Origin of the sequence: Acinetobacter sp. ANC 5045 (genome assembly GCF_004331005.1) — a bacterium.
Classification (GTDB): domain Bacteria; phylum Pseudomonadota; class Gammaproteobacteria; order Pseudomonadales; family Moraxellaceae; genus Acinetobacter; species Acinetobacter towneri.
The window spans coordinates 94,842-119,309 of the sequence record NZ_SJNS01000005.1; the positions used below are offsets into that span (position 1 = coordinate 94,842).

At 40.9% G+C, this 24,468-nt stretch carries 24 protein-coding genes; 16 read left to right on the forward strand and 8 right to left on the reverse strand.

Annotation, left to right across the window (positions count from 1 at the left end; translation table 11 throughout):
• Positions 1-204: 204 nt before the first annotated feature.
• The gene (gene nadB / locus E0H79_RS06205; protein WP_096901101.1) at positions 205-1,839 is read left to right on the forward strand and encodes an L-aspartate oxidase; all 1,635 of its coding nucleotides are present in this window, start codon (positions 205-207) and stop codon (positions 1,837-1,839) included.
• Between the two features lie 178 nt (positions 1,840-2,017).
• Here the strand turns inward: nadB and mtlD are convergent, their stop codons facing one another.
• The 5 genes from mtlD to pabC all read right to left on the reverse strand — a co-directional run bounded on the left by mtlD (position 2,018) and on the right by pabC (position 7,372).
• Positions 2,018-4,147 (reverse strand): bifunctional mannitol-1-phosphate dehydrogenase/phosphatase, encoded by a 2,130-nt coding sequence (gene mtlD / locus E0H79_RS06210; RefSeq protein WP_131261156.1) that lies wholly within the window; start codon positions 4,145-4,147, stop codon positions 2,018-2,020.
• A gap of 194 nt (positions 4,148-4,341) precedes the next feature.
• A complete protein-coding gene (locus E0H79_RS06215) occupies positions 4,342-4,752 on the reverse strand; it encodes a PaaI family thioesterase (RefSeq protein ID WP_096901103.1) in 411 nt (136 codons plus the stop codon).
• A gap of 118 nt (positions 4,753-4,870) precedes the next feature.
• Positions 4,871-5,479, reverse strand: coding sequence for a dTMP kinase (tmk, locus tag E0H79_RS06220; RefSeq protein WP_131261157.1), 609 nt, complete (start codon positions 5,477-5,479; stop codon positions 4,871-4,873).
• Positions 5,480-5,481: 2 nt separating this feature from the next.
• Positions 5,482-6,546 (reverse strand): endolytic transglycosylase MltG, encoded by a 1,065-nt coding sequence (mltG, locus tag E0H79_RS06225; protein WP_131261158.1) that lies wholly within the window; start codon positions 6,544-6,546, stop codon positions 5,482-5,484.
• Positions 6,539-7,372, reverse strand: coding sequence for an aminodeoxychorismate lyase (gene pabC, locus E0H79_RS06230; protein ID WP_131261159.1), 834 nt, complete (start codon positions 7,370-7,372; stop codon positions 6,539-6,541). The genes mltG and pabC overlap by 8 nt, the downstream gene beginning before the upstream one ends.
• Before the next feature lie 160 nt (positions 7,373-7,532).
• On the opposite strand from pabC, the gene E0H79_RS06235 reads away from it, so the two are divergent.
• The 7 genes from E0H79_RS06235 (at position 7,533) to E0H79_RS06265 (ending at position 14,716) form a co-directional block, all read left to right on the forward strand.
• Positions 7,533-8,540 (forward strand): sulfate ABC transporter substrate-binding protein, encoded by a 1,008-nt coding sequence (locus E0H79_RS06235; RefSeq protein WP_131261160.1) that lies wholly within the window; start codon positions 7,533-7,535, stop codon positions 8,538-8,540.
• Between the two features lie 317 nt (positions 8,541-8,857).
• Positions 8,858-9,463 carry an RBBP9/YdeN family alpha/beta hydrolase gene (locus tag E0H79_RS06240; protein ID WP_131261161.1) on the forward strand — a complete coding sequence of 202 codons (606 nt, stop codon included), beginning with the start codon at positions 8,858-8,860 and terminating at the stop codon, positions 9,461-9,463.
• Between the two features lie 87 nt (positions 9,464-9,550).
• Positions 9,551-10,384, forward strand: a complete 834-nt coding sequence (gene cysT / locus E0H79_RS06245) for a sulfate ABC transporter permease subunit CysT (RefSeq protein WP_004971748.1) — start codon at positions 9,551-9,553, stop codon at positions 10,382-10,384.
• Positions 10,381-11,274: a sulfate ABC transporter permease subunit CysW gene (gene cysW / locus E0H79_RS06250; RefSeq protein WP_096901108.1), complete on the forward strand. Its 894-nt coding sequence runs from the start codon at positions 10,381-10,383 to the stop codon at positions 11,272-11,274. Before cysT ends, cysW begins: the two co-directional genes overlap by 4 nt.
• Positions 11,275-11,285: 11 nt before the next feature.
• Positions 11,286-12,347: a sulfate/molybdate ABC transporter ATP-binding protein gene (locus E0H79_RS06255; protein WP_131261162.1), complete on the forward strand. Its 1,062-nt coding sequence runs from the start codon at positions 11,286-11,288 to the stop codon at positions 12,345-12,347.
• 52 nt (positions 12,348-12,399) lie between these two features.
• Positions 12,400-13,323: a CysB family HTH-type transcriptional regulator gene (locus E0H79_RS06260; protein ID WP_131261163.1), complete on the forward strand. Its 924-nt coding sequence runs from the start codon at positions 12,400-12,402 to the stop codon at positions 13,321-13,323.
• Positions 13,324-13,507: 184 nt separating this feature from the next.
• Entirely contained in the window at positions 13,508-14,716 is a 1,209-nt protein-coding gene (locus E0H79_RS06265) for an OmpP1/FadL family transporter (protein ID WP_131261164.1), read from the forward strand.
• Positions 14,717-14,790: 74 nt separating this feature from the next.
• Here E0H79_RS06265 and carO read toward each other — a convergent pair whose 3' ends face one another.
• Positions 14,791-15,507 (reverse strand): ornithine uptake porin CarO, encoded by a 717-nt coding sequence (gene carO, locus E0H79_RS06270; protein WP_131261165.1) that lies wholly within the window; start codon positions 15,505-15,507, stop codon positions 14,791-14,793.
• 302 nt (positions 15,508-15,809) lie between these two features.
• Between carO and dapD the strand changes: the two genes are divergently transcribed.
• The 5 genes from dapD to E0H79_RS06295 all read left to right on the forward strand — a co-directional run bounded on the left by dapD (position 15,810) and on the right by E0H79_RS06295 (position 19,130).
• Positions 15,810-16,631: a 2,3,4,5-tetrahydropyridine-2,6-dicarboxylate N-succinyltransferase gene (gene dapD / locus E0H79_RS06275; RefSeq protein WP_131261166.1), complete on the forward strand. Its 822-nt coding sequence runs from the start codon at positions 15,810-15,812 to the stop codon at positions 16,629-16,631.
• A gap of 80 nt (positions 16,632-16,711) precedes the next feature.
• Entirely contained in the window at positions 16,712-17,422 is a 711-nt protein-coding gene (gene queE, locus E0H79_RS06280; protein ID WP_131261167.1) for a 7-carboxy-7-deazaguanine synthase QueE, read from the forward strand.
• 89 nt (positions 17,423-17,511) lie between these two features.
• Positions 17,512-18,183, forward strand: a complete 672-nt coding sequence (queC, locus tag E0H79_RS06285; RefSeq protein ID WP_096901113.1) for a 7-cyano-7-deazaguanine synthase QueC — start codon at positions 17,512-17,514, stop codon at positions 18,181-18,183.
• 13 nt (positions 18,184-18,196) lie between these two features.
• Positions 18,197-18,601, forward strand: coding sequence for a hypothetical protein (locus E0H79_RS06290; protein WP_004971768.1), 405 nt, complete (start codon positions 18,197-18,199; stop codon positions 18,599-18,601).
• Between the two features lie 70 nt (positions 18,602-18,671).
• On the forward strand, positions 18,672-19,130 hold the full coding sequence (locus E0H79_RS06295; RefSeq protein WP_096901114.1) for a peroxiredoxin: 459 nt from the start codon (positions 18,672-18,674) through the stop codon (positions 19,128-19,130).
• Positions 19,131-19,208: 78 nt separating this feature from the next.
• Here E0H79_RS06295 and E0H79_RS06300 read toward each other — a convergent pair whose 3' ends face one another.
• Complete coding sequence (locus E0H79_RS06300) at positions 19,209-19,781, reverse strand: nicotinate-nicotinamide nucleotide adenylyltransferase (protein WP_096901115.1); 573 nt, start codon at positions 19,779-19,781, stop codon at positions 19,209-19,211.
• A gap of 411 nt (positions 19,782-20,192) precedes the next feature.
• Here E0H79_RS06300 and E0H79_RS06305 point away from each other — a divergent pair, with 411 nt between their 5' ends.
• Together E0H79_RS06305 and E0H79_RS06310 are read left to right on the forward strand one after the other, a co-directional pair.
• The gene (locus E0H79_RS06305) at positions 20,193-20,993 is read left to right on the forward strand and encodes an enoyl-CoA hydratase-related protein (protein ID WP_131261168.1); all 801 of its coding nucleotides are present in this window, start codon (positions 20,193-20,195) and stop codon (positions 20,991-20,993) included.
• Between the two features lie 150 nt (positions 20,994-21,143).
• Positions 21,144-21,920, forward strand: coding sequence for a nitroreductase family protein (locus E0H79_RS06310; protein WP_131261169.1), 777 nt, complete (start codon positions 21,144-21,146; stop codon positions 21,918-21,920).
• A 540-nt stretch (positions 21,921-22,460) separates the two neighbouring features.
• Here E0H79_RS06310 and E0H79_RS06315 read toward each other — a convergent pair.
• Positions 22,461-22,778 carry an NGG1p interacting factor NIF3 gene (locus E0H79_RS06315; RefSeq protein ID WP_131261170.1) on the reverse strand — a complete coding sequence of 106 codons (318 nt, stop codon included), beginning with the start codon at positions 22,776-22,778 and terminating at the stop codon, positions 22,461-22,463.
• 262 nt (positions 22,779-23,040) lie between these two features.
• Between E0H79_RS06315 and E0H79_RS06320 the strand changes: the two genes are divergently transcribed.
• Positions 23,041-24,381 carry a deoxyguanosinetriphosphate triphosphohydrolase gene (locus tag E0H79_RS06320; protein ID WP_019837718.1) on the forward strand — a complete coding sequence of 447 codons (1,341 nt, stop codon included), beginning with the start codon at positions 23,041-23,043 and terminating at the stop codon, positions 24,379-24,381.
• Positions 24,382-24,468: the final 87 nt, after the last annotated feature.

Consider the following 24,468-nt stretch of genomic DNA (forward strand, 5'->3'; position numbering starts at 1 on the left):
CTGAGATAGCATCTTATATTTGACCCATCAAAAATGATGCGCCAAAGTGCTATAAATGAAAAGCGTGGAATCGAATCACAATAAAAGTGGGATATTCCATAAAAGTTGCCAGTTTATTCTTTTTTTTCATTATTCAAATCCACTTCGCACTTGCCTTTTTCTGTAAAAAGGGGTGTCATTATCCAACTTTTTTCAAATTAGCTGATGGACATGCCTAATTTAAACACAACACATCAATTTGATGTGATTATTGTGGGAAGTGGTGGTGCAGGTTTGAGTTTAGCGCTCTCATTACCCCAGCATTTCAATATTGCCGTTTTGGCGAAATCTACCCTCACTGAAGCCAGCACCTTCTATGCGCAAGGCGGTGTCGCGGCAGTGCTTGATGAAACAGATTCAATTGAACAACACATAGATGACACTATGATTGCAGGTGCGCATTTATGTGAAATGGATGCCGTCAAACAAACCGTAGAAGGCGGCAAACCTTCGGTAGATTTTCTGCTGAGACAAGGTGTTCAATTTACTTTAGATGAACAAGAACAGTTGCACTTAACCCGTGAAGGCGGTCACTCACAGCGACGTATTATTCATGCAGCCGATGCAACAGGACGCGCAATTTCGACCACTTTAGTACAACGTGTCCAAGAACAGCAAAACATCACCATTTTTGAAAATTTTATTGCGATTGACCTAATTACCTCGCAAAAATTAGGTTTAAATGAAAGCAATCGCACTTTAGGCTTATATGCACTAGATGAAAAAACACAAAAAGTGCATAGCTTCCTTGCTCCGTTTACCGCACTTGCCTGCGGTGGTGCAATGAAAGCCTATCTATATACATCTAACCCAGACATTGCCACAGGTGATGGTATGGCCATGGCATACCGTGCAGGTTGCCGTGTGGCAAATATGGAGTTTAATCAATTCCACCCGACCTGTTTGTATCATCCCCAAGCACGTTCGTTTTTAATTACTGAAGCCATGCGTGGTGAAGGTGCATATTTGCGTTTACCCGATGGTGAGCGTTTTATGCTGCGTTTTGATGAGCGTGCAGAGTTGGCACCACGTGACATTGTCGCACGTGCAATTGACTATGAAATCAAACGCTTAGGTATTCGCCATGTGTGGTTAGACATCACTCATAAACCTGCAGAATTTGTAAAGGAACACTTCCCAACGCTGTATGCACGTTTACTGGAATTGGGTATTGATATCACCACTGATATGATTCCTGTTGTACCTGCTGCCCACTACACTTGTGGTGGTGTGATGGTGGATGAACATAGCCAAACCGATATTGCAGGTTTATATGCGATTGGTGAAACTTCTTATACAGGTTTGCATGGCGCTAACCGTATGGCAAGTAACTCTCTTTTAGAATGTTTTGTCTATGGAATGGCGGCCGCAAAACATATTGAAGCTCATTACACCGCAGATTATAGCTCGCCTGACGTCCCTGCTTGGGATGATTCTCAAGTCACTAACCCTGACGAAGATGTGGTGATTTTACAAAACTGGGATGAGCTACGCGCAACCATGTGGAACTATGTCGGCATTGTACGCACCACCAAGCGTTTAGAGCGTGCCTTGCACCGCATTGAAATGCTGAAACGTGAAATCACCGAGTATTATCAGGACTATCAAGTCAGTAAAAACTTAATTGAACTGCGTAATTTGGTTTTAGTTTCGGAAATGATTGTGCGCTGTGCCATGCAACGCAAAGAATCGCGTGGTTTACACTTCACGCTAGATTATCCTGAACTCGCACCTGAATTGCGTAAGACTGTGCTTATTCCACCAAATTTCCAAGTGGAAACCCCATTGGTGAATGAGTGATCTGATTGCTTGTTACACAACAGCATTTGCATAAAAGTATCTGTGAATAAAGTGCATTTGAATTCTAATGCAAGAAAGCACCGAATCGTGTTCCATAACACGATTCGGTATTTTATCATTTTGAATATGATGACGTTAACTTACTAAACCTCCCCCCAAGAATTCATCAAGTTGATTTTTAGATTACGGCTGCAACTTGAGTACCATCTTGAATAAATGCTTCTAAGCGAACTTGACCAGCCAATAGTTGCTGTAATTGGTGGCTAATTATGTACTGCAATTGCTGCCGTGTTTGTTCGTCTATAGGCGCATTTTGCAATTGTTTTGACAAATGCTGTAATGCTGCTTGAGCCCCCAACTGCTGCATTTTAATTGCATACAGATAGCCCAACACCACTCCTTTCTGCACATAATTTGCAGCTAAATCATGCTGCAGATGATAAATCAAAGCACCCATCACCCGTTCATTGGCTGAGAGTTTACGCAAAGGGTCACGTGCCACACGCTGACACGGGTCTTTATAGGCATGTTCACATGAGTCCAGAAAGCTCTGTGCCAGATGCTTTAAGTTTTGCTGACGATGCGGCAACTGTGCAGCTAATCCCAACGCTACTTGTGCCGAAACAGCGCGGGTAAAATCTGCAACCAATGGGTCTGCCATTGCGACACCAATACTGTTATGCCCTATTAAACTGGATAACCAAGCCATCATGGCATGTACACCATTCCATAAACGATTTTTAATGAGTTGGATTTCGGCAATATCATCTACCAAAATCATTTGACGCATGTGTTGCAATAATGGACTGGCATTTTCCACATAAATAGGCATGTCACTTTCAGCATGAAATAAAATTAAATCCATACTTTGCAAAATGTGACTGGGCTGAAAATTGCGTCTTAAATCTTCTACATATAAGGTGGCTTGACGCTCTTGCTCAGGCTGCAATCGAGTATTGTCTTCAATTTCAATTGGCTCTGCTTCGTCATCCAACTGAAATTGCTTAAAAATATTATACTTGATGCGTAATTGGCGATATAAGTTTTGATCGCTTAATTTAGAGACCATTCTATTTACGACAGTATCGCAAAAATAATGCTGCGCCATAATTTTGGCTGCCGTATCGGGATCCAACAACGCCTCTAACGCCTGATGAATATGCGTCATCAAGAGCTGTTTTGCCCCAACTTTATTTAAAATTACCAAAATAGTTAAAGGCTGATGGAGTTCAAATTGCGCTATAAAACGGGCATATAAGCCCTGCGCAATTACTTTAGCCTCTTGCTGTAAAGCATGTTCAGGCAAACATAATGCAATTAGGCTCGACTCCACATACATTTGCTGCATCTGCTGCAAGTTCTCCGCATCAATGATGTGCATATTTTCAATTCGTTCATCATAAGAACATTGTCCATAACGAATTGAATACGTTCCAAAGGCGTTTACTGCAGAACGATATAAGGTATTCCGTGTAGAAGCATAAATACGTTTAGGACGGGTATAGCCATCCCAGTGCGATAAAATTTGGGCCAAATAGCCCCCACCTATTGCACCAAAACCATGAATCCCCACACTCAACTGATTTAAAGTTTGCGGGAAGGCCTCTTGTAAACTCGGCATTTCCAATACAGGAATAACTTGATTTAAGTCATCTAAATAAGCTTGCATACTTGCGTAATAATGCTGCGTGAGTGACAACATATTAGCATTAGGTTTTTTTATATCCCGAAATAGTATGGTTATGCCACCCGCTGCATGTGCAGATTTGATTCCATTTTCAGAATCTTCCAGCATGAAACATTCGCTGGGTTCTAGATTAATTTTTTGTGCGGCTGTTATAAAAATTTCAGGATGTGGCTTGCCCTGTTGCACCTCATCGCCACAAACTAATACATCAAAAAACTTATAGACATTGGCATTAATCAAATATTCTTCGGCAATGGCACGACGACTAGACGTAGCAACCGCCATTCTCAAGCCAGACTTTCGTAACCGCTCTAATACCTGCAACAAACCTTTTTTAATGGGCACACCAAAATTGCGCACACTTTCTAGTTCTAGTTCATCAGCACGCTGACGGATCTCACGGTAAGGAATGTCTGCACCATATTCTGCTTGCGCCAGTTGTTCAGCGCTCTTTGCACTCAAACCCAAACATTGCATGAGGTATACGTCTGAAAATTCAACGCCAATGAGCTCCTGAGATGCCTGCTTCAATGTTTGAAACCGTAATCGTTCAGTATCAAACATTGTTCCATCCATATCAAAGATTGCTCCATGAACAATATTGTTCTTAAATTTAAGCATTTAGCTCCCTTGTTTTATCACTTACGGGTTGCTAGCTTAGACAAAAGCAGATTTGATCTATATGAAAAACATAAAATGAAATATTTGTGATTATTTTTTAACCAATCAAACCCTGATTTTCATGTAGTATGTGTACATATGTAACCACATGGTAAATATAAGTAACTAAAATTAAGATAAAGCTGACTTTATTCTCAGCCAATCTGTGGAATCGAATACGTCCCTGTGACATGCGCCACGGCATCATCTACACCTTCGGAATATACCCAAACCTCACCGACCACGAGGTTTTTCCCTACTTTCATTAAGCGACATTCACCACGTAAATTACGCCCTGCTGCGGGCTTGCGTAAAAAGTTGATGTTTAAATTACTGGTCACCGCCAAAGCCACCAAACCCAACTCCCCTAAAATGGCGATATAAAGTGCATAGTCTGCAACAGTCATCATAGTCGGCCCTGATACCGTACCACCTGGGCGTAAATCACGTTCATCGATGTGATAATTCACCAATGCCCCACGTGGCGTGATGGACACAATTTCACATTTTTCCAAACTTTGCGGAAACTCAACTTTTAAAAATTCAATAATTTCGTCTTTGGTCATATTTACTATTCGCTATTATTTAAATAAAAAAATCTTCTAAAGCATTTCCACTATAGAAGATTTTTCCATTCAATCAAATGCATAACCATGACCCATTGGCTTGTTATACCTTTGTTTGTTATGCCTTAGCTTGCAAATAGTGCATCGCCTGTGCAAATACTTGATCGGGGCTTTGTGTTGCATCTAAGCGCTTCACTCGCTCAGGGTGTCGCTCCCACAAAGTTTGATAGCCACCTCTTACTTTCTCAAAGAAAGTTGCTTTCTCTTGTTCAAAACGATCAAGTTCACCACGTGCCCGTGCACGGGTCATACCCAGTTCAATCGGTGCATCCAGCCAGAAAGTTAAGTCAGGCATACGTGCCACAAAGTTATTATTTAAAGTCTGCAACTTGCTTTCACTCAAACCACGTCCTGCACACTGATAAGCAAAACTCGCATCACTAAAACGGTCACACAGTACAGTTTTTCCTGCAGCCAACGCAGGTAAAATCACCCGATCTAAATGCTGTGCACGCGCTGCATACATCAACAATAACTCAGTGTCTGAACACATTTTTTCTTCATGGTTGACCTCGAGCAACAAAGCACGAATTTGCTCTGCCATAGGGGTTCCACCCGGTTCACGGGTTAAAACCACCGACTGACCTTGTGCAGTAAAATAATCATGAATACGGCGAATAAGTGTAGTTTTGCCTACCCCTTCAGTACCTTCAAAACTGATAAACATGCTTATTCCCCTGATTTTTTCGTGCGTAGTACGTTTAAATATTCCTGTACGGCACGGTTATGATCTTGCAAATTGGTGCTAAATTTATGCCCACCGTTACCTGTCGCGACAAAATAAATATTGTCAGATTGGTCTGGATGCATAGCCGCTTCAATGGCTTTTTGACTTGGCAAAGCAATTGGTGTTGGCGTTAAGCCACTCATGGTATAGGTGTTGTATGGCGTTGGAGTGCGTAAATCCTGACGGGTGATATTGCCCTGATAACGGTCACCCATACCATAAATCACGGTTGGGTCAGTCTGTAAACGCATCCCCAGTTTTAAACGACGTACAAACACACCCGAAACCTGCTCTAATTCAGCATCAACATTGGTTTCTTTTTCAATAATAGATGCCATGATTAAAGCTTCATATTTATTTTTATAGGGCAAATCTGCTGCACGATTATTCCAAGCATCATCCAATGATTTCATTTGACGCTGATATAAATCGGTTAATATTTTACGGTCAGTTTCACCTTTGGCAAAGAAATAAGTATTCGGCGCAAATAAACCTTCGGGATGTGTAAAAGGAATATTTAAAGCTTTTAGCATTTGATCATACGGCAAATGCGACACTTCTTTGGTGACCAACTCATCTTTCTTTAACGCATCAATCAATTGTTTAAAAGTCGTGCCTTCGATCACCAAAATACGGTTCATTTGTGCATTTTCAGCATTGGCGATCATTTCCATAACCTGACGCACACTCATGCCCTGACGGACTTCATACACGCCTTTTTTCATGCTGTCGTGAATCATCACTCGTTGATAGAGCTTTAAAACAATTGGAAAATTCACATGATCTTGTTCTGCCAAACGATCAATAAAGCGTGAATAGGTATCACCATCATTAATCGCCAATAATTGTTTTTTGCCTTCAACAGGATAATCTTTAAATAAGCTTGACCATAAGATCATGCCAATGACCAAAAACAGTCCGAGTACAAAAATAAGCGCACCCTGAATAGCACGCTTAGACCATATAGGTTTGGTTTTCTTTTTAGATTTTGATGGACGCTTAGACATAAGAATGAATCTGATTCAGTTGAAGTTGCTTAAATAGTTCCACACACGGCTGCACATCTAAAACCTGCTGCCCTAAATGGCTGACAATTTTCATGGGCGTTAAGGCATTACAGAAAAACAGACTTTGAATCTGCGCAATTTCCGAAACATGAACATCACGCTGTTCACAATGCAAATTCTGTTGTTGCATGCGCGATAAAATTTCTGCCCGCATGACACCGTGCACGCCATTATAACCAAGTTGCGGGGTAATCCATGTATTGTTTATACGAATGAAACAATTACTACTCACACCTTCAACCACACTGCCCTGTACATCAGTAACCAAAGCTTCTGTCCAGCCTTTTTGATCGGCTTCTTGTTTGAGCAATACCTGTTCAAGTCGGTTTAGACTTTTCAGCCCAACTAAATTCGGCATGCTTAGTCCAATCGCTTGTGCCAAGATGCCACTTTGAATGATGTCATAATGATATGCCGTATCTAAAGCCGCTTGTACTTGTGGATAGAAAAACACCCAAACATCGGCAGGATGATCAGGCAAACTGTAACCTCGCTGCCCCACACCACGACTTAAAACAATCTTTAAAGTACCGTTTAATTCACCATGCGCCTGCTTTAAAAGTGTCAGCGTTTCAGTGATTAACTCAAGATTGGCATTTAAAGAAAGTTGGCGATTAGCATATTGCAAACGCGCCAAATGGCGGTCAAGTAATTCAATTTGATTTTGGCGAATACGTGCAGTGCTAAAGCATCCATCACCATAATGAAACGCGCGATCTAACACATAAATCTGCTCGGTAGGCTTGGCATTTTTATAACACTGCATGGAAGAAGTACTCGTTATTTATCTCTAAATATAGAAAACAATGAAGAAATTTATATTTATCATTTACTGATATTCACCGCATTTTAAATTATTTTTTCAGCAAATAGACTACCGATATGCTTGCCTCATTCAACAACAGATTTAATACCTGAGGTCAAACATGAACTTTACAAAACTGAAAATTGGACTACTGGCGGCAGTACTTTCGGCAACAACCTTGAGCGTTTCTGCAAAAGACTTTCTGAATGTTTCCTACGATCCAACCCGTGAATTATACGATAACTTTAACAAAGATTTTGGTGCGTACTGGAAAAAAGCCACCGGGCAAAACATTAACTTTAAACAATCACATGGCGGTTCGGGCAAACAGGCACGTGCGGTGATTGATGGTCTAGGTGCCGATGTCGTGACTTTGGCACTGGCTGCCGATATTGATGAAATTGCTAAACGCGGTCTATTACCTAAAGACTGGCAAAAGAAATTTCCGCACAACTCGACCCCTTATACATCCACAATTGTATTTTTAGTGCGTAAAGGCAACCCGAAAGGTATTCGAGATTGGGGCGATTTGGTCAAACCTGGTGTGGAAATCATTACTCCAAATCCAAAAACATCTGGCGGTGCACGCTGGAACTATTTGGCAGCGTGGGCATGGGCAAAACATCAACCTGCGGGCAATGATGCTAAAGCGCAAGAGTTTGTTCGCCAAATTTATAAACAAACCAAAGTATTGGATTCAGGCGCACGTGGCTCAACCACCACTTTTGCAGAACGTGGCATTGGTGATGTTTTGTTAGCTTGGGAAAATGAAGCCTATTTAGCCGTGCGTGAACAACCGGGTAAATTTGAGATCATCACGCCTTCTCTATCTATTTTGGCTGAACCGCCTGTGGCGATTGTAGAGAAAAATGTGCAAAAAGATGGCAATCAACACTTAGCCAAAGCCTATTTAAACTATCTCTATTCGCCTGCGGGTCAAAACATTGCTGCGAAGAATTATTACCGACCACGTAATGCTACGGTGTTGGCACAATATAAGTCGCAATTTAAACCATTGAAGTTGGTGACGATTGATCAAGAGTTTGGTGGATGGAGCAAAGTTCAGAAGCAACACTTTGAAAATGGTGGCATTTTCGACCAGCTTGTCAAAGCCAATCAAACCAAATAATACTGAAAGGCAAATCATACCAAAGCGCTAGCTGAAAACACCCAAATTGAAAAATGCGGGTGTTTTCACAAACGCATTTTTACCTGATTCACATATATCTCTTTTATTCATATAAAATTCATTTTTAATTATTTTTTTTGCATAGAAACTCTAGTTATCCTTGTTGCAGATTATTTAAAACATGAATTTTACAGCATTATCTTACTGAGTTTTGAATCCAAGTGATCACAGCCAAAGCTGAAAATGATGGGTTCAATTCATATTCAAGCGTTATTCAGATCATTATTTCAGGCTGAAATATGCGAAGGAGCATCGACATGATTCATACCGTAATTGTTCCAGGTGTAGGTGGCAGTGAACATGCTCACTGGCAATCTTGGTTACAACGACAACTCATGTCTTGCTCGCGTGTACAACAGTCAGACTGGAATAGCCCAATTTTACAGAACTGGGTTGCTGAATTTGTCAAAACAGTTGCCCCAATTCAGGACGACATTCAAATTGTGGCGCACAGCTTTGGTTGTCTGACCACAGTGGCAGCATTGGCGCAGCACCCTGAACTGCAGGCGAAAATAAAAAATGTGGTTTTGGTTGCACCTGCTAACCCTGCCCGTTTTGGTGAGTCTGGTTTTGCACAATATAGCCAAAGCAATTATTCGGCATATTTTCAGCAACTTAAATTGGCTGTACCGACACGCTTATTGATCAGTGAAAATGACCCGTGGCTAAGTTTTGCAGATGCACAGGCACTTGCCCAAGCATGGCAATTAACACCGATTAATTTAGGACAAGTGGGTCATATTAATGTTGCATCAGGCTTTGGGGCATTTCCTGAAATTTATGATTATTTGATTGCAGAAAATATGCAATCACATACCAGTATTTCTGATAACAACAAGTATTTATTCAAATTTGCAATTTAATCTTCGCAAATTATGCTTGTGCCGAATTTATCTTTTACTTTTATCTGTTTGTTTTCAAACACTCATTCTCTCTTTTGAGGAGTCATCATGTCGCAGCGATCCAAAGTGCTGCCAGGATTTGGTCTTTCTCTAGGCTTTACCCTAGCGTATTTATCCTTAATTGTTCTTATTCCCTTATCGGCTGTATTTATTAAATCGCTGGGTATCGGTTGGGATGGTTTATGGGAAATTTTAAGTTCAGAACGTATCCAAAAATCTTTGCAACTCAGTTTTAGCGCTGCGCTCATTGCAGCCTTTATTAATGTCGTCTTCGGCTTATTATTGGCATGGTGTTTGGTACGATACAGCTTTCCGGGCAAACGTATTATAGATTCTTTGGTCGATTTACCTTTTGCATTGCCTACTGCAGTTGCGGGTATTGCCCTGACTTCTTTATACGCACCGACTGGCTGGATTGGACAATATTTAGAACCATTAGGCATTAAAGTCGCGTATACCCCTATCGGGATTACCCTTGCCCTGATTTTTATTGGTATTCCATTTGTTGTGCGTACCGTGCAACCCGTACTCAGTGACTTAGAAACCGAGTTGGAAGAAGCAGCATCTGCGCTAGGGGCTAACCGCTTTCAAATTGTCACCAAAGTGATTTTCCCTATTTTATTGCCTGCACTGATTACAGGTTTTGCCCTCGCATTTGCGCGTGGCGTGGGTGAATATGGCTCGGTGATTTTCATTGCAGGTAACCAACCATTTAAAACTGAAATTGCACCCTTAATGATTATTTCTCGTTTAGAAGAATATGACTACGCAGGTGCAACCACAATTGCTGTGGTGATGTTGCTGATTTCTTTTGTCATGCTGTTCTTAATTAACTTATTACAAGCATGGGCAAGTCGTCGCACAGGGAGAACTGCACGATGAGTTTAAATACCAACAGCAATGCTTTGGCTGAAAAACTACAATCACGCGATGCAACACGTGAACCGACTTGGGTACGCTATACCCTGATTGCAATTGCCTTCATTTTCTTCTTAAGCTGTCTGATTTTGCCGCTGATTTTGGTTTTTGTCGAAGCGTTTAAACAAGGCATTGGTGTCTATGCCCAAGCATTGGTGCATCCTGACACTTTATCGGCAGTGAAATTAACCTTACTCACTGCAGCCATTGCCGTACCTTTAAACGTGGTATTTGGTATTGCCGCAGCGTGGTCAGTGGCGAAATTCAATTTCCGTGGTAAGTCGATTCTCACCACCTTAATTGATATGCCTTTTTCAGTTTCTCCGGTCATTGCAGGTTTAATGCTAGTCCTGATTTTTGGTACACAAGGTTGGATGGGCGGCTGGTTGATGGAACACGACATCAAAGTTTTATATGCCGTACCTGCAATTGTGATTGCCACCATCTTCATTACTGTACCTTTTGTGGCGCGTGAATTGATTCCTTTAATGGAAGCGCAAGGCACAGAGGAAGAAGAAGCTGCGATTGTATTAGGTGCATCGGGTTGGCAGACCTTCTGGAAAGTCACTTTGCCAAATATAAAATGGGGTTTAATTTACGGCGTGATTCTGTGTAATGCCCGCGCAATGGGTGAGTTTGGCGCGGTATCTGTGGTATCGGGGCATATTCGCGGAGAAACCAACACCCTACCGCTGCACGTCGAAATTCTCTATAACGAATATACCTTTAGTGCTGCGTTTGCGGTGTCCTCTCTCTTGGCACTTCTCGCGATTGTGACCCTGATTTTAAAAACTTGGGTTGAAATTCGCCAAGAAAAGCAAAACCAACGCAATGAAGATTCAACTGTTTCTTAAGGAATGACCGCATGAGTATTCAAGTTAAAAATATTGAAAAAAATTTTGGTGCATTCCATGCACTTAAAGACATCTCCCTCGATTTTCCAGATGGCCAACTGGTGGCGCTGCTTGGGCCTTCAGGCTGTGGTAAAACCACCTTGTTGCGTATTATTGCAGGATTAGAGTCGGCAGATCGTGGGCAAGTGATATTAGAGGGTCAGGATGCAACCGATGTGCATGTGCGCGAACGTCAAGTTGGATTCGTTTTCCAGCACTATGCCCTATTCCGCCACATGACCGTATTTGACAATATCGCATTTGGTTTACGGGTACGTCCACGTGCAACCCGACCTTCAGAAGCCGAGATTAAAAAGCGTGTTATGCGTTTACTCGACTTGGTACAGTTAAGCTTTTTAGCAGACCGTTATCCTGCACAATTATCGGGTGGACAACGTCAACGTATTGCTTTGGCACGTGCCTTAGCGGTAGAACCACGCGTATTGTTATTGGATGAACCTTTTGGTGCGCTTGATGCCAAAGTGCGTAAAGAATTACGTCGTTGGTTAAGAACTTTGCATGATGAATTACACATCACTTCAATTTTCGTGACCCACGATCAGGAAGAAGCACTCGAAGTTGCCGATCAAATTATTGTCATGAACAAAGGTAATGTCGAACAAATTGGTTCACCGCGTGAAGTGTATGAACAGCCTGCAACTCCGTTTGTATTTGACTTCTTAGGTCAAGCCAACCGTTTTGAAGGACAACATCATCAAGGGGTTGTGCAAATTGGTGAAGATTGCGTACAACTTCTCAATCAACCAAATGCACCACAAGGCAAAGTGATTGCATTTGCGCGTCCAGATGAGTTGCATATTCATGCCCAACCACAGGAAAATACCATTCAAGCGACCTTCTTACGTGAGGTTTGGATTGCTGGTAAAGTAGTTGCAGAATTGCAAGATCGCCAAGGGAATTTAATTGAAATTGCACTCACTGCAGATGAAGCGAAACTGCACCAATTCCGCCCAAATCAAACGGTTTGGTTAAGTGTAACCACTTTACATTTATTTGAAAATCAAGTCGCATAAGGACATCAAGATGGAGCCTAACCCGCTCCATCCTTTTTAGGGTTGCACCACTATGAACTTCCAACAACTTAGAATTATTAGAGAAACCGTTCGGCAAAACTTTAATTTAACCGAAGCGTCTGCGGCACTATACACTTCTCAATCGGGCGTGAGTAAGCACATTAAAGACCTTGAAGATGAACTTGGTGTGCAGCTTTTTGTGCGCAAAGGCAAACGTCTATTAGGTTTAACCGAGCCAGGACAAGCGTTGCTAAGTATTGTCGAACGCATGTTGGTTGATGCAGATAACATTAAACGCCTTGCTGATGACTTTAATAAAGTAGATGAAGGCACGCTCACCATTGCGACTACACATACCCAAGCGCGTTATGTGCTGCCGCCTATTGTGAATTTGTTTAAAAAAGAATTCCCTAAAGTACATTTGATTTTGCAACAAGCCAGCCCTGTTGAAATTGCCGAAATGCTGCTACAAGGTGAAGCCGATATTGGTATTGCAACCGAATCTCTAACCACTGAAGAGAACTTGGCAAGTGTGCCTTATTATGACTGGCGCCACAGCATTATTACCCCGCAAGATCATCCTTTAGCCAGTAAAACTGAGATTAGCCTGACCGATTTGGCAGAATATCCAATCATCACTTATCACGGCGGCTTTACGGGACGTTCTAAAATTGACAAAGCATTTACCGATGCAGGAATTGATGTCAATATCGTTATGTCTGCACTTGATGCCGATGTTATTAAGACCTATGTTGAATTGGGCATGGGCGTAGGCGTGGTAAACAATGTGGCATACGATGCAGAACGCGATTACCGTCTAAAACAAATCCAGACCGATATTTTTGGGGTAAACACCACATGGATTGCGGTTCGCAAAGGACACTTACTACGTGGTTACGGCTATGAGTTTATTTCTTTATGTGCACCGAATGCCGATATTAAAGCGTTAAAGCGCATTGCTTATCCTGACGAATAACCCCATTCACATAAGAGAGCGCATTCGCTCTCTTATGTTTCATTATTTCGCCACGATCTTCGTTTATCTTAAAACAGGAAAATAATGTTTTAAATTGATTCAAATTATGCATAAAATATAATCAACAATAAAAATGATTATTTGATTTTAAACACGATTCTATCACTCAAATGCGGGACGTCACATGAAATATCATCTTTGCACTGCATGCTTGTACGTCCTGCCCATAGTGTATAGTCATGCTGCAGCTCTAGAACAAAGCCATCAATCTGTAAGCGCCTTTTTACAAGAAAATAATTATGCAGAAATAACCTTGCTTTATTTAGAGCCGAATGTTTCTGGGCAAGTACAATATCAACAACAACTCCGTGAACTGGGAGTTACTGATTTTTCGACTGGAGATTTGGTCGAAAGCAAACATTTCATCAATGCGGGCTTAAAATTACAGCTTAGCCCACAACTTTCCTTTGGTTTATTATTCGACCAACCGTTTGGTGGGCGGGTTAATTATCAATATACCCCTGAAATATATGCTGAAAAAATAGAAATTGAGTCCAGTCATATTCAGTTTGACAGTCGCAATATGACTGCACTAATCGGCTATCAACCTACCCCTCGCTGGAATTTTTTTACAGGTATTAGCTGGCAAGACTTTAAAGGCTATTTAGAGGTTTTTGGACAAGATTATGCTGTGTTTAATGGTTATAGCGTAGCATTTGAACGTGATTCTGCCCTAGGTTGGTTAACAGGATTTAGTTATCAAATTCCAGAGTATGCATTTAAAACCGCAGTGACTTATCGCGCTAAAATTAAACATCGTCTAAATACTTACGAACATACGCAACACACGCTTTTAAATCTTGTGCCCGAAAATCAGAGCGTGGTAGAAACTCCACAATCTGTCAATGCACACTTACAAACAGCGATTTCGACACATAACCTCGTCTATGCAGATTTACGCTGGGTAAACTGGTCTGACTTTAGCATTCAACCGCCACAATTTAATGCGGTCATTGCTGCCTATGCACCGTATGTACCCGAAATTTCAGGTTATCAACTGATTTCCTACCCTAAAGACCAATGGTCGGCAAAAATAGGCTGGGCGCACCGTTGGACACCCACATGGGTCAGTTTTATTGAAAGCTCATGGGACTCTGGGACTGGCAATACTGTGTCTACACTCAACCCTTCAGATGGCTTTTCAAGTTTTGGAACAGGCGTGGTATATCGTGTAAATCAAAAAAATGAGATTACATTTGGCGCACATTATTTAAAGTTTAGAAAAGCCAAAATCAATACCAATACTGACAGTGCTGTGTCTTTTGCCTCGCTGGCAACGTCCAATAATAACAATGCCCTTGTTTATGGTTTACGTCTTGCCCATCGTTTCTAATATACACGTAAACCTACACAAATAAAAAACGAGCCGAAGCTCGTTTTTTTTGGTTTAGCTGAAACTAACGGATATTACCAGTGGTAACTGACACCTAGTTTAGCTACTGGCATCCATTCGTATTTGTCGTCGTTACGAACTTCATTAAGGTGATCAACAACTAATTGGTTATCTTCCCAATTGCCGCCTTCAACTTTTACATTAGTCACAGTTGGATTACCTGTATAGTAAGCACCAACCTCACCAAATACACCCCAATTTTTATTAATTTTTGGTGCAAAGCCTAGGCCTAAATATGGTGCAATGTCATTGCTATAATCTAGATCATAGCCAAGTTTACTTAAACCAGTATCTTCACCTTTAACTTTGATCGTTCCACCATCATTTCGAGCTTGTAGAGCGTATTGTTGATCAATGTAACCAACACCTGCAGCTACATAGACACCTTGTGCCCACTTACTTGGACTAGTACCCCACGGACGAATCTCAGCATTTAAGTAAGTCAAGTTGTTATCCATATCAACATCATAGTTAACATCATCAACTTCTACGTCATCCGACCAAGAAATATCGCCACCGTTATAACCCAGCGCTAAACCCACATACGGGTTTGCAGTCCAAAGCAATGCACCGCCATAACCTGTTGTTCCTACTTCAGCACGTACACCTGTTGGAATTAATTGGTTACGATCAAACGCATAACCATCTTTTACCACAGCTGTATCTGCCATTGCAGAACCTGCAACTGCTGCCAATACAGAAGCGGCTAAAATTGAGTGTAAAGTTTTCATTGTGTTTCTCCTCAAACTAAAGCTTTTTTGAATTTTCATTCGTTCGTTTTTCATGTGAAAACTATAAAGCTTATTGCGCTCAGTATTTATGCAAGATTTGCTAGGTTTATGTTATCTTTTGATACAAATTTATTTTTATTGTTTATTGCAAAAGCATTTATTTTCAAAACTTCAACAATTTAGCGCGCAACTTAACTTGTTTATCTTACTAAGGATAAATTCCAATCTGTTCCAATTTTTATCTATTCCTCACTCAATATAGTGTAAAATCTTTGGAAAATTTTTTTCTGGTAAGAACATCGATGTCTCAGCTTTCAACAATCATTGAACAAGCATTTGAAGACCGCGCTAATTTCAGCGCTGCAGATTGTCCCTCTGAAATTCGTCAGGCAGTTGAACAAGCAATTGCAGGTTTAGATAACGGCACATTACGCGTTGCTGAAAAAATTAATGGTGAGTGGATCGTACACCAATGGTTAAAAAAGGCAGTTTTGTTATCTTTTAAACTCAATGATAACAAGCCAATTGAATCTTGCGATTTGCGTTTCTACGACAAAGTAGACACGAAATTTACAGGTTGGACTGACGAGCAATTCAAACAAGCAGGTGTGCGTGTTGTACCGCCAGCAGTTGCACGTAAAGGTTCATTCCAAGCCAAAAATGTGGTGTTAATGCCATCTTATGTCAATATTGGCGCTTATGTAGATGAAGGCACCATGGTTGATACATGGGCAACGGTAGGTTCATGTGCACAAATTGGTAAAAACGTGCATTTATCGGGTGGTGTAGGTATTGGTGGAGTACTTGAGCCACTTCAAGCAAATCCAACAATTATTGAAGACAACTGCTTCATTGGCGCACGTTCTGAAATTGTTGAAGGTGTGATTGTAGAAGAAGGTTCGGTCATTTCTATGGGCGTTTATATTGGTCAATCGACCAAAATTTATGACCGTGAAACTGGCGAAATCCATTATGGTCGTGTACCTGCAGGTTCGGTGGTAGTTTCTGGTAACCTGCCTTCTAAATGTGGCACTTATAGCTTGTATGCTGCTATCATTGTGAAGAAAGTAGATGCAAAAACCCGTGCAAAAACCAGTTTGAACGATTTATTACGCGAAGACTAAACTTTTTTTAGTTTTCCCCATCTCTACGGCCAGCAATGACCGTAGGGATTTTTGTTTTTTTACATACTGTGATGAATTTTATGAATACCCTCCGATCTTCCGCTATTCCTGTTTCTGATCCGTCTGCGGGTTTACGCATCACGGAGATTTTCTATTCATTGCAGGGCGAAGCCAATACATCGGGCTTGCCAACCGTGTTTATTCGTTTAACGGGTTGTCCATTGCGTTGCCATTACTGTGATACCACTTATTCTTTTGAAGGTGGCGAACGTCAATCTTTAGATGACATCATCCAAACCACGCTAGAATTTAAAACACCGTATGTATGTGTGACGGGCGGTGAACCTCTGGCTCAACCGAATGCACTGCCACTCATGCAACGCTTGGCAGATTTAGGTTGTGAAGTGTCTTTGGAAACCAGTGGAGCTTTAGATATTTCTAAAGTGGATAACCGTGTGTCGAAGGTGCTGGATTTAAAAACCCCTGCATCGGGTGAAATGTCACGCAACTTATTATCAAATTTAGATTTTTTAAACCCACATGATCAAATCAAATTTGTGATTTGCAATCATGACGATTATCTTTGGGCGAAGCAGCAAGTTGAGCAATATCAGTTGCATAAAAAAGTCGATACAGTGTTGTTCTCCCCTGCATTTGCTGTCGAAAAAGGTGCAGTCGCCTTGCCACAACTTGCACGTGATTTGGCACAGTGGATTTTAGCCGACCATCTCCCTGTTCGTTTCCAATTGCAATTACATAAATTGCTTTGGAATGATGAAACAGGTCGTTAATCTCCTCACGAATCCCCATTCGTATTGACGTCAATCTTCACACTTTTGCTCAAGTTCTATCGCTATATTTTAAAATTTGGAGTTCAATTATGCGCCCTCGTGCCATTGTATTGTTATCTGGTGGATTAGACTCAACCACGTGTTTGGCATGGGCACAAGCGCGTTATGAATGTATTGCACTTAGTTTTATGTATGGTCAACGCTCGACTACAGAGCTAGATGCTGCACGTGCCTTGACTAAAAATGCAGGCATTGAGCATCGTGTGATTAATATTGATTTAGGCAACTTGGGCGGTTCTGCCCTGACCGATCACAGCATTGAAGTACCTGATCATGAGCAAGAAGGTATTCCTGTGACTTATGTGCCTGCGCGTAATACCATCTTCCTGTCTTATGCTTTGGCAGCTGCCGAAGTTTTTGATGCAGAAGCAATTGTGATTGGTATTAATGCGGTAGATTATTCGGGCTATCCTGACTGTCGTCCTGAATTTATTGATGCTTTTGCCAATATGGCACGCTTGGCAACCAAAGTTGGCGTAGAAGGCAAACCGTTAAAATTTGAGACACCTTTGTTACATTTATCCAAAGCAAATATTATTCGCTTAGGTATTGAACATGGCGTAGACTATAGTCAAACGGTTTCTTGCTACCAAGCAGATGACCAAGGACGTGCTTGTGGTAAATGTGACAGCTGTCGCTTACGCAAACAAGGTTTTGCCGATGCCAGTGTTGCAGACCCAACGCGTTATATACCGTCATAACAAGGTAAAGTGTATGAAAAATTTAAAATCAAACATTATAGTTTCTGCGATTATGTCTGTTGCTGCATTATTCGCAACAACGACACACGCAAATAATGACAAGTTGCAACAAGCATATAAAAGCACCAATGTAAAAGCAGCTTTAATTAATGTTTGTAAAGAAGAAACTGCAAAAGGCAAAAAACTGACTACAGCTGAAGTAAGCAAATATTGTACTTGTGCAGTAGAAGCAGATGGTAAATTAACCAACGCTCAAAAATGGGAAATTCAAAGCGCAATTAACCAGAAAAAGAGCCCTGCGACTTTAGCTTTTGTACAAAAGCAAAATAAAGATTTGCAAACTTGTTTTGGTCCTCAGCTTACAGGTAAATTAAAAACCTTAACTGAAGAAGCAATGAAAGCGGCTGAGAAAAAATAATTTTTCTTAACAATTTCAACTAGCCACTTTATGTGGCTAGTTTTTTATGTGCATGATTTTGGAGAAAAATATGAGCACGACAATTCAATTACCAAATCAAGCTTTTCCTGCAACCACAGGCGAAGTCAATTTAACCGAACTTGGTACAGATTGGTTAGTGGTGTATTTTTACCCGAAAGATTCTACCCCAGGCTGCACCACACAAGCTGTCGATTTTACTGCGCTAAAGCCACAATTTGATGCGCTTAATACCACCATCATTGGCATTTCGCGCGACTCAGTCAAAGCCCATCAAAACTTTACCGAAAAACAATCTTTAGGCATCAACTTGATTAGCGATAAAGAAGAAGTATTGTGTCAGTTGTTTGATGTGATTAAAGAAAAAAATATGTATGGCAAAAAAGTTATGGGCATTGAACGCTCTACTTTTATTTTCCATCAAGGTCAATTACTGAAAGAATATCGTAAAGTCAAAGCTGCAGGACATGCCGAGCAAGTGCTTGCAGATTTAACCGCTTTACAGGCTTAATTTTCAGCCTCTAAAAAAACACAATGTTCTGGATGATTGAAAGCTTTTTCAATCATCCTTTTTCATTTAAAAACTGGATTACTCCGTCAAATTACTGCTGTCCTGCTGCTGGTATTTGTCTTGTAATTGACGATAAATTTCCGTGTTTTGAAATGCGGTTAAGAAATCAATTGTGCCTTGCGGGAAAAAATTAGGCTGTATTTCCCCACGATAATAAGCCTCACGTGCAGGCGTAGCAGACATGGCATCTTGCAAGCTGTCTAATTCTACCATCTCCCATTCAGGGAAAAACTTTAAATAATAAGACGAGTCATCTTTAAAATGCCCAATTAAACCAACACGATCTTGCGGTTGAATCAATTCACCGACTAAAGATTTGACTAGTTTTTGCCATTTTTCATCATTGTAGACATCTACGACATGCACAAACTTAATCCGTTCTTGCATCTCAGGTGAAAAGTTAGACAAAATCATCTGCTCACGTTCTTTGGCTAAAAACGGATTTTTTAAATTGCGCTCATTTTGTGCAGAACCTAATGCCAAAATCACATAATGACTACGTGCTAACGCAATTTGAATGGTTTGCAAATGCGCCAAATGAAATGGCTGAAAGCGGCCAATGAAAACCAAATAATCAAACGTATATTGCATAATAAATACGCCAATCCTAATTTTGATAACAACATGATGCTATCTGATACGCGGAAATGTCATCCACAACCTGCGTGGTATCAACTCATTATTGTTTTTGCAAGATAATAAATCAAAAACAATAATTGGGCAGGTTTCGTGGATGACAAATGGTTTTGCCTACTTTTGCCAAAACAAAAGTAGGTCGAACCGAAGGTTAATCCTAAAATAGAATTAATAGACGTTAAGATTCCGCCTTGCTTATTCATTTTTTAAATGAACAACCCCAAATTCTAAATAAATTTCACATTGAATTAGGAACGCAAATCTCATCATTCACTAACTTTTTATGAACTCATGAGTTGTGCCAGCGCTGCGAATTTGCGACATAATGAGCCATAAATTCTAACCAATCAAAGCAAGGATAGTACGATGACACTGAGCTGTATTCAACAACCTCACCCACATTTGAATGCGAATTTAGACAATGGCGTACTGACTTTAGCCATCAACCGACCAGAAGCAAAAAACGCGCTGTATGGTGAATTATATTTGTGGATTGCACAAGCCTTAGATGAAGCAGATCAGTCCAACGCAGTACGTTGTGTAATTTTACGTGGCACAGATGCAGATTTTAGTGCTGGCAATGACATGCAAGACTTTATGAAGTCTGCTGCACTTAAAGGACAACTACCTGCTGCCGAAGGCCCTCCATTCATCTTATTAAAATCTGCAGCTAAGTTTTCTAAACCGCTGATTGCAGCTGTACGTGGGGTGGCAATTGGCATTGGTGTCACAATTCTATTACATGCAGATTTGGTATATAGCGACAATACTGCCCTATTCCAAATTCCATTTGTGAGCTTGGGCTTATCGCCTGAAGGTGCATCAAGCAAACTTCTAGTAGAACAAGCAGGCTATCACAAAGCGGCTGAACTGTTGCTAACTGCACAAAAATTCAATAGCGAAACGGCATTATCGGCAAATTTAGTTAATAGCATTGAAACCGATGTCTATGCAACAGCACAACAAAAAGCAGCGCAATTGGCGGCTTTGCCATTGGCTTCACTCAAACAATCTAAAGCCCTCATGAAACATAATGTCGATGAAATCGTGGCGTGGATTGACCATGAAGCAGAAATTTTTATGCAACGTGTCGGTTCAGCAGAAATGATGGAAGCAGTGCAAGCCTTTATGCAAAAACGTAAACCTGATTTCAGCCAATTTAATTAAGCGCTGTTTAGCTGAAATGTACTTACACCCATTTCAAGTGAACTAGATGTTTTAAAACCACATTCATTTTGGCTGAATGTGGTTTTTTCTTTATTCGCCCCCATATTCTGCAATGTGCTATCAATCATTAAAAAATTGAGGAAAATTGTAATGTCTAATCCAAATCCAGCTGATGTTAAAGCTGAAAAAAAAGAACGTTATTTTGAACCTGCACCACAAGATATTGATATAGAAAACTTTAAAAAAGTCATTCAAAGCCGTCGTTCGGTGCGTAAATTTACCGACAAAGCCATTCCTGTTGAAGTGTTGGATGATTGTTTAGATATGGCTTTATTGGCACCGAACTCATCTAATTTACAACCGTGGACTTTTGTCGTGGTGCAAAACCCTGCCAAGAAGAAACAACTGGTTAAAGCCTGCTTAGGACAGCTTGCTGCTCGCACTGCAGCAGAGCTAATTGTGTGTATTGCACGTACAGACCGTGTTGATGAAATGGCAAAAAAGAATATCAGCGAGTTCCCTTTTCCTGAAGCACCTGCTGCAGTCAAAAAATATTACAAGTTTATTCCTTATAACTACATGACTGGCTACTTAAACGCAGTAGGTAACTTTAAGAAAGTCGCTTTCAAAATTGCACGTAGTTTAGATAAACAATTACCTGTGACTGCATTTAACCCTGCAGATGCCAAACTTTGGGCAAGTAAAACTACAGCACTCGCCTGTGAAAATATGGTCTTGGCCCTTCGCGCACACGGTTTTGATAGCTGCATGATGGAAGGTTTTGATGAGCCGATGGTACGCAAACTCTTAAAACTGAATGATCAACAATTTCCAGTGATGGTGATTGCTGCAGGTGAACGTGCCGAAGATGGTGTCTTTTTCCCACAATACCGTTTTGACCGTGACCTGTTTATTCAGAAAGTCTAGGGGCTGTTAACATTTCATAAATGGCTTGCGCTGTAGGCTAAAACTGAGCAGATTAGGCATGAAACGCAAGGAATAGCGGGACTATTGCCAAGTTTCATAACGTAATCTGAGAAAGTTTTAGCCACATGAGCAAGAACAAAGCGCTGCTTTGTTTGCTGCGCAAGGGGACGAGCATATTTTTTGCTGCTATTGCGTTATGAGTCAGTCATTTAGAATAACTAAATTTCCTGCCCCATGCCTTATAGCAGCTAAAAAACCTTGCGAGATATATCTCTCACGTCGCAAACATAGATGAAGTGTCAACAGACCCTAATATTTCAACTGTATTTTTAAAACCTAGCCACATTTTGACTCGTGATAAGGCGACAAGGATGTCGCCCGTTAGACTGTGGTACAGGACGTACCATCAGTCTAACAGAGGGCTTTTGTTACTTTTCGCCCGTGAAAAGTAAAATCTATCTACGCAACTTATATTTGCCCCAATCCATATATGAGTGATCGTACAATTCTATTTTTCTTTAAAAATTGGTATTTAAGTCTTTAAAAATTAATATCTAAAAGTTGCATAAACTCAAAGGCAGGCTCTTCGTAAGGATGGCTTGCCTTAAGCGCTTTTGCGACTGCCTGAGCATTTTGCTCAGGCACAATAGTTTCCACTCGCCACTCAGCAACGTGTTCCAAAGCATCTAACTCACCAATAAAAGGATTTGCTCCTTTTACAGGTTTAAATTGCCCTGTGCCTAAAACCTGCCATGCACATTGTTCATAATTGCCAATTCCCCCTGCACCTGCTGCAAAAACAGCCTGTTTGGATTCTTCAAGATGAGATTGAGGCACATAGTAAATCAGTTTAAGCATATTTAAACTTCGCTATCCATTCACGATTGACTAGAAATTAGCATAAAAAATGATGATCGGTGCTGTTTTGGCAAGCCGTGCGAATCATCAAATCCTCGTTTTATACCGCTTGCCCCCAAAAATTTAAAGTACGCTTCGCCATAAATGTATCTCCCATTTTGTATGATTTTAGATTTAAAAAGACAAGCCATATCGCCCGCCCCTAGAGCTTTTGTCATTTTTTTGGCATGATGCAAAACAAGCACATAGTGAATAATGATAAATGACTCAAATGCGTTGGTTAGAACTGCTTTCCACAGTTCGAATTGGTAGTAAAAAACAAAGTACAGAACAGGCGCGCAGCCCTTTTCATAAAGATTATGACCGTATTATTTTTTCGCAAAGTTTTAGACAGTTAAACCGTAAAACCCAAGTCCATCCATTGACTCAACACGATGGTATTCACACTCGCCTAACCCATTCTTTAGAAGTGTCTTGTATTGGACGTTCATTAGGGATGTTGGCTGCAGAAAAAATTAAAGACCACTTGCCTATGTGGATTTCCCCTGCCGATGTCGGTGCGATTATTCAAGCCGCATGCTTGGCACATGATATTGGCAATCCACCTTTCGGACATGCAGGCGAATACGCCATTCGTGAATGGTTTGATGATGCTTCACACGGCAATTTCCTCGCCAAACTTAGTGATGAAGAAGAAGCCGATGTCCGTCAGTTTGAAGGCAATGCGCAAGGTTTACGGCTACTCACCAAAATTGACTACCATCCAAATGATGGCGGCATGCGTTTAACCTATGCCACTTTAGGCGCTTATTTAAAATATCCATGGCTCTCCAAAACCATTGCCGAACAAGGCAACCGCCCTGCCAATCAACGTGATAAGTTTGGTTGTTACCAAGCCGAAAAAGAAATTCTCAAACAAATTGCAGAACAGCTTGGTCTGATTCAATTGGGCGATTATCACTATTGCCGTCATCCACTGACATATTTATTGGAAGCAGCAGATGATATTTGCTATGCCTTAATTGATTTGGAAGATGGCATTATCTTAAACATGCTCAGCTATGAAGAAGTTGAACCGATCTTTTTAAACTTGATTGGTGACTACGGTATTCCAGCAGAACTGGCGATGGCACGTACCACATGGCAACAAAAAATTGCCGCTTTGCGTGGTCGGGTCATGAAGCGTTTAGTCGATGAAGTCACCACAGCGTTTGCCAAACACCATTTTGAAATCCTAATGGGACAACTTAAAGGCAGCCTTTTACAGTATTGCTCAGCAGATATTGAAATTGGTATTAATCGCGCCAAAGACTTAGCGCGTGAGAAAATTTTCGAGCATCCGCAAAAAGCTGGATTGGAAATTATTGCGCATCAAAGTTTACAAAATATTTTGGATGCGTTTATTCCGCTCACCACACCCCATAAAACCCTAAGTTTTAAAGAGCAGCGTTTAATGTCCATCTTGCAACGCTCAGGGGCAGATTTTGCGCATAATCATTATGACAATATCATGCAAGTCTTGGACATTATCTCTAAGTTTTCAGATCACCAAGCCTATAATTTATCGCAAGAATTACAAGGCAATAAGGTTGGTCTGCTATGACGAATCACCTGTATATCAATAACTTATATAAGATTGACGTAGAATTTAAGCACGAATTTTGCCTTTTGTGAAAATGCGCTCTACTAT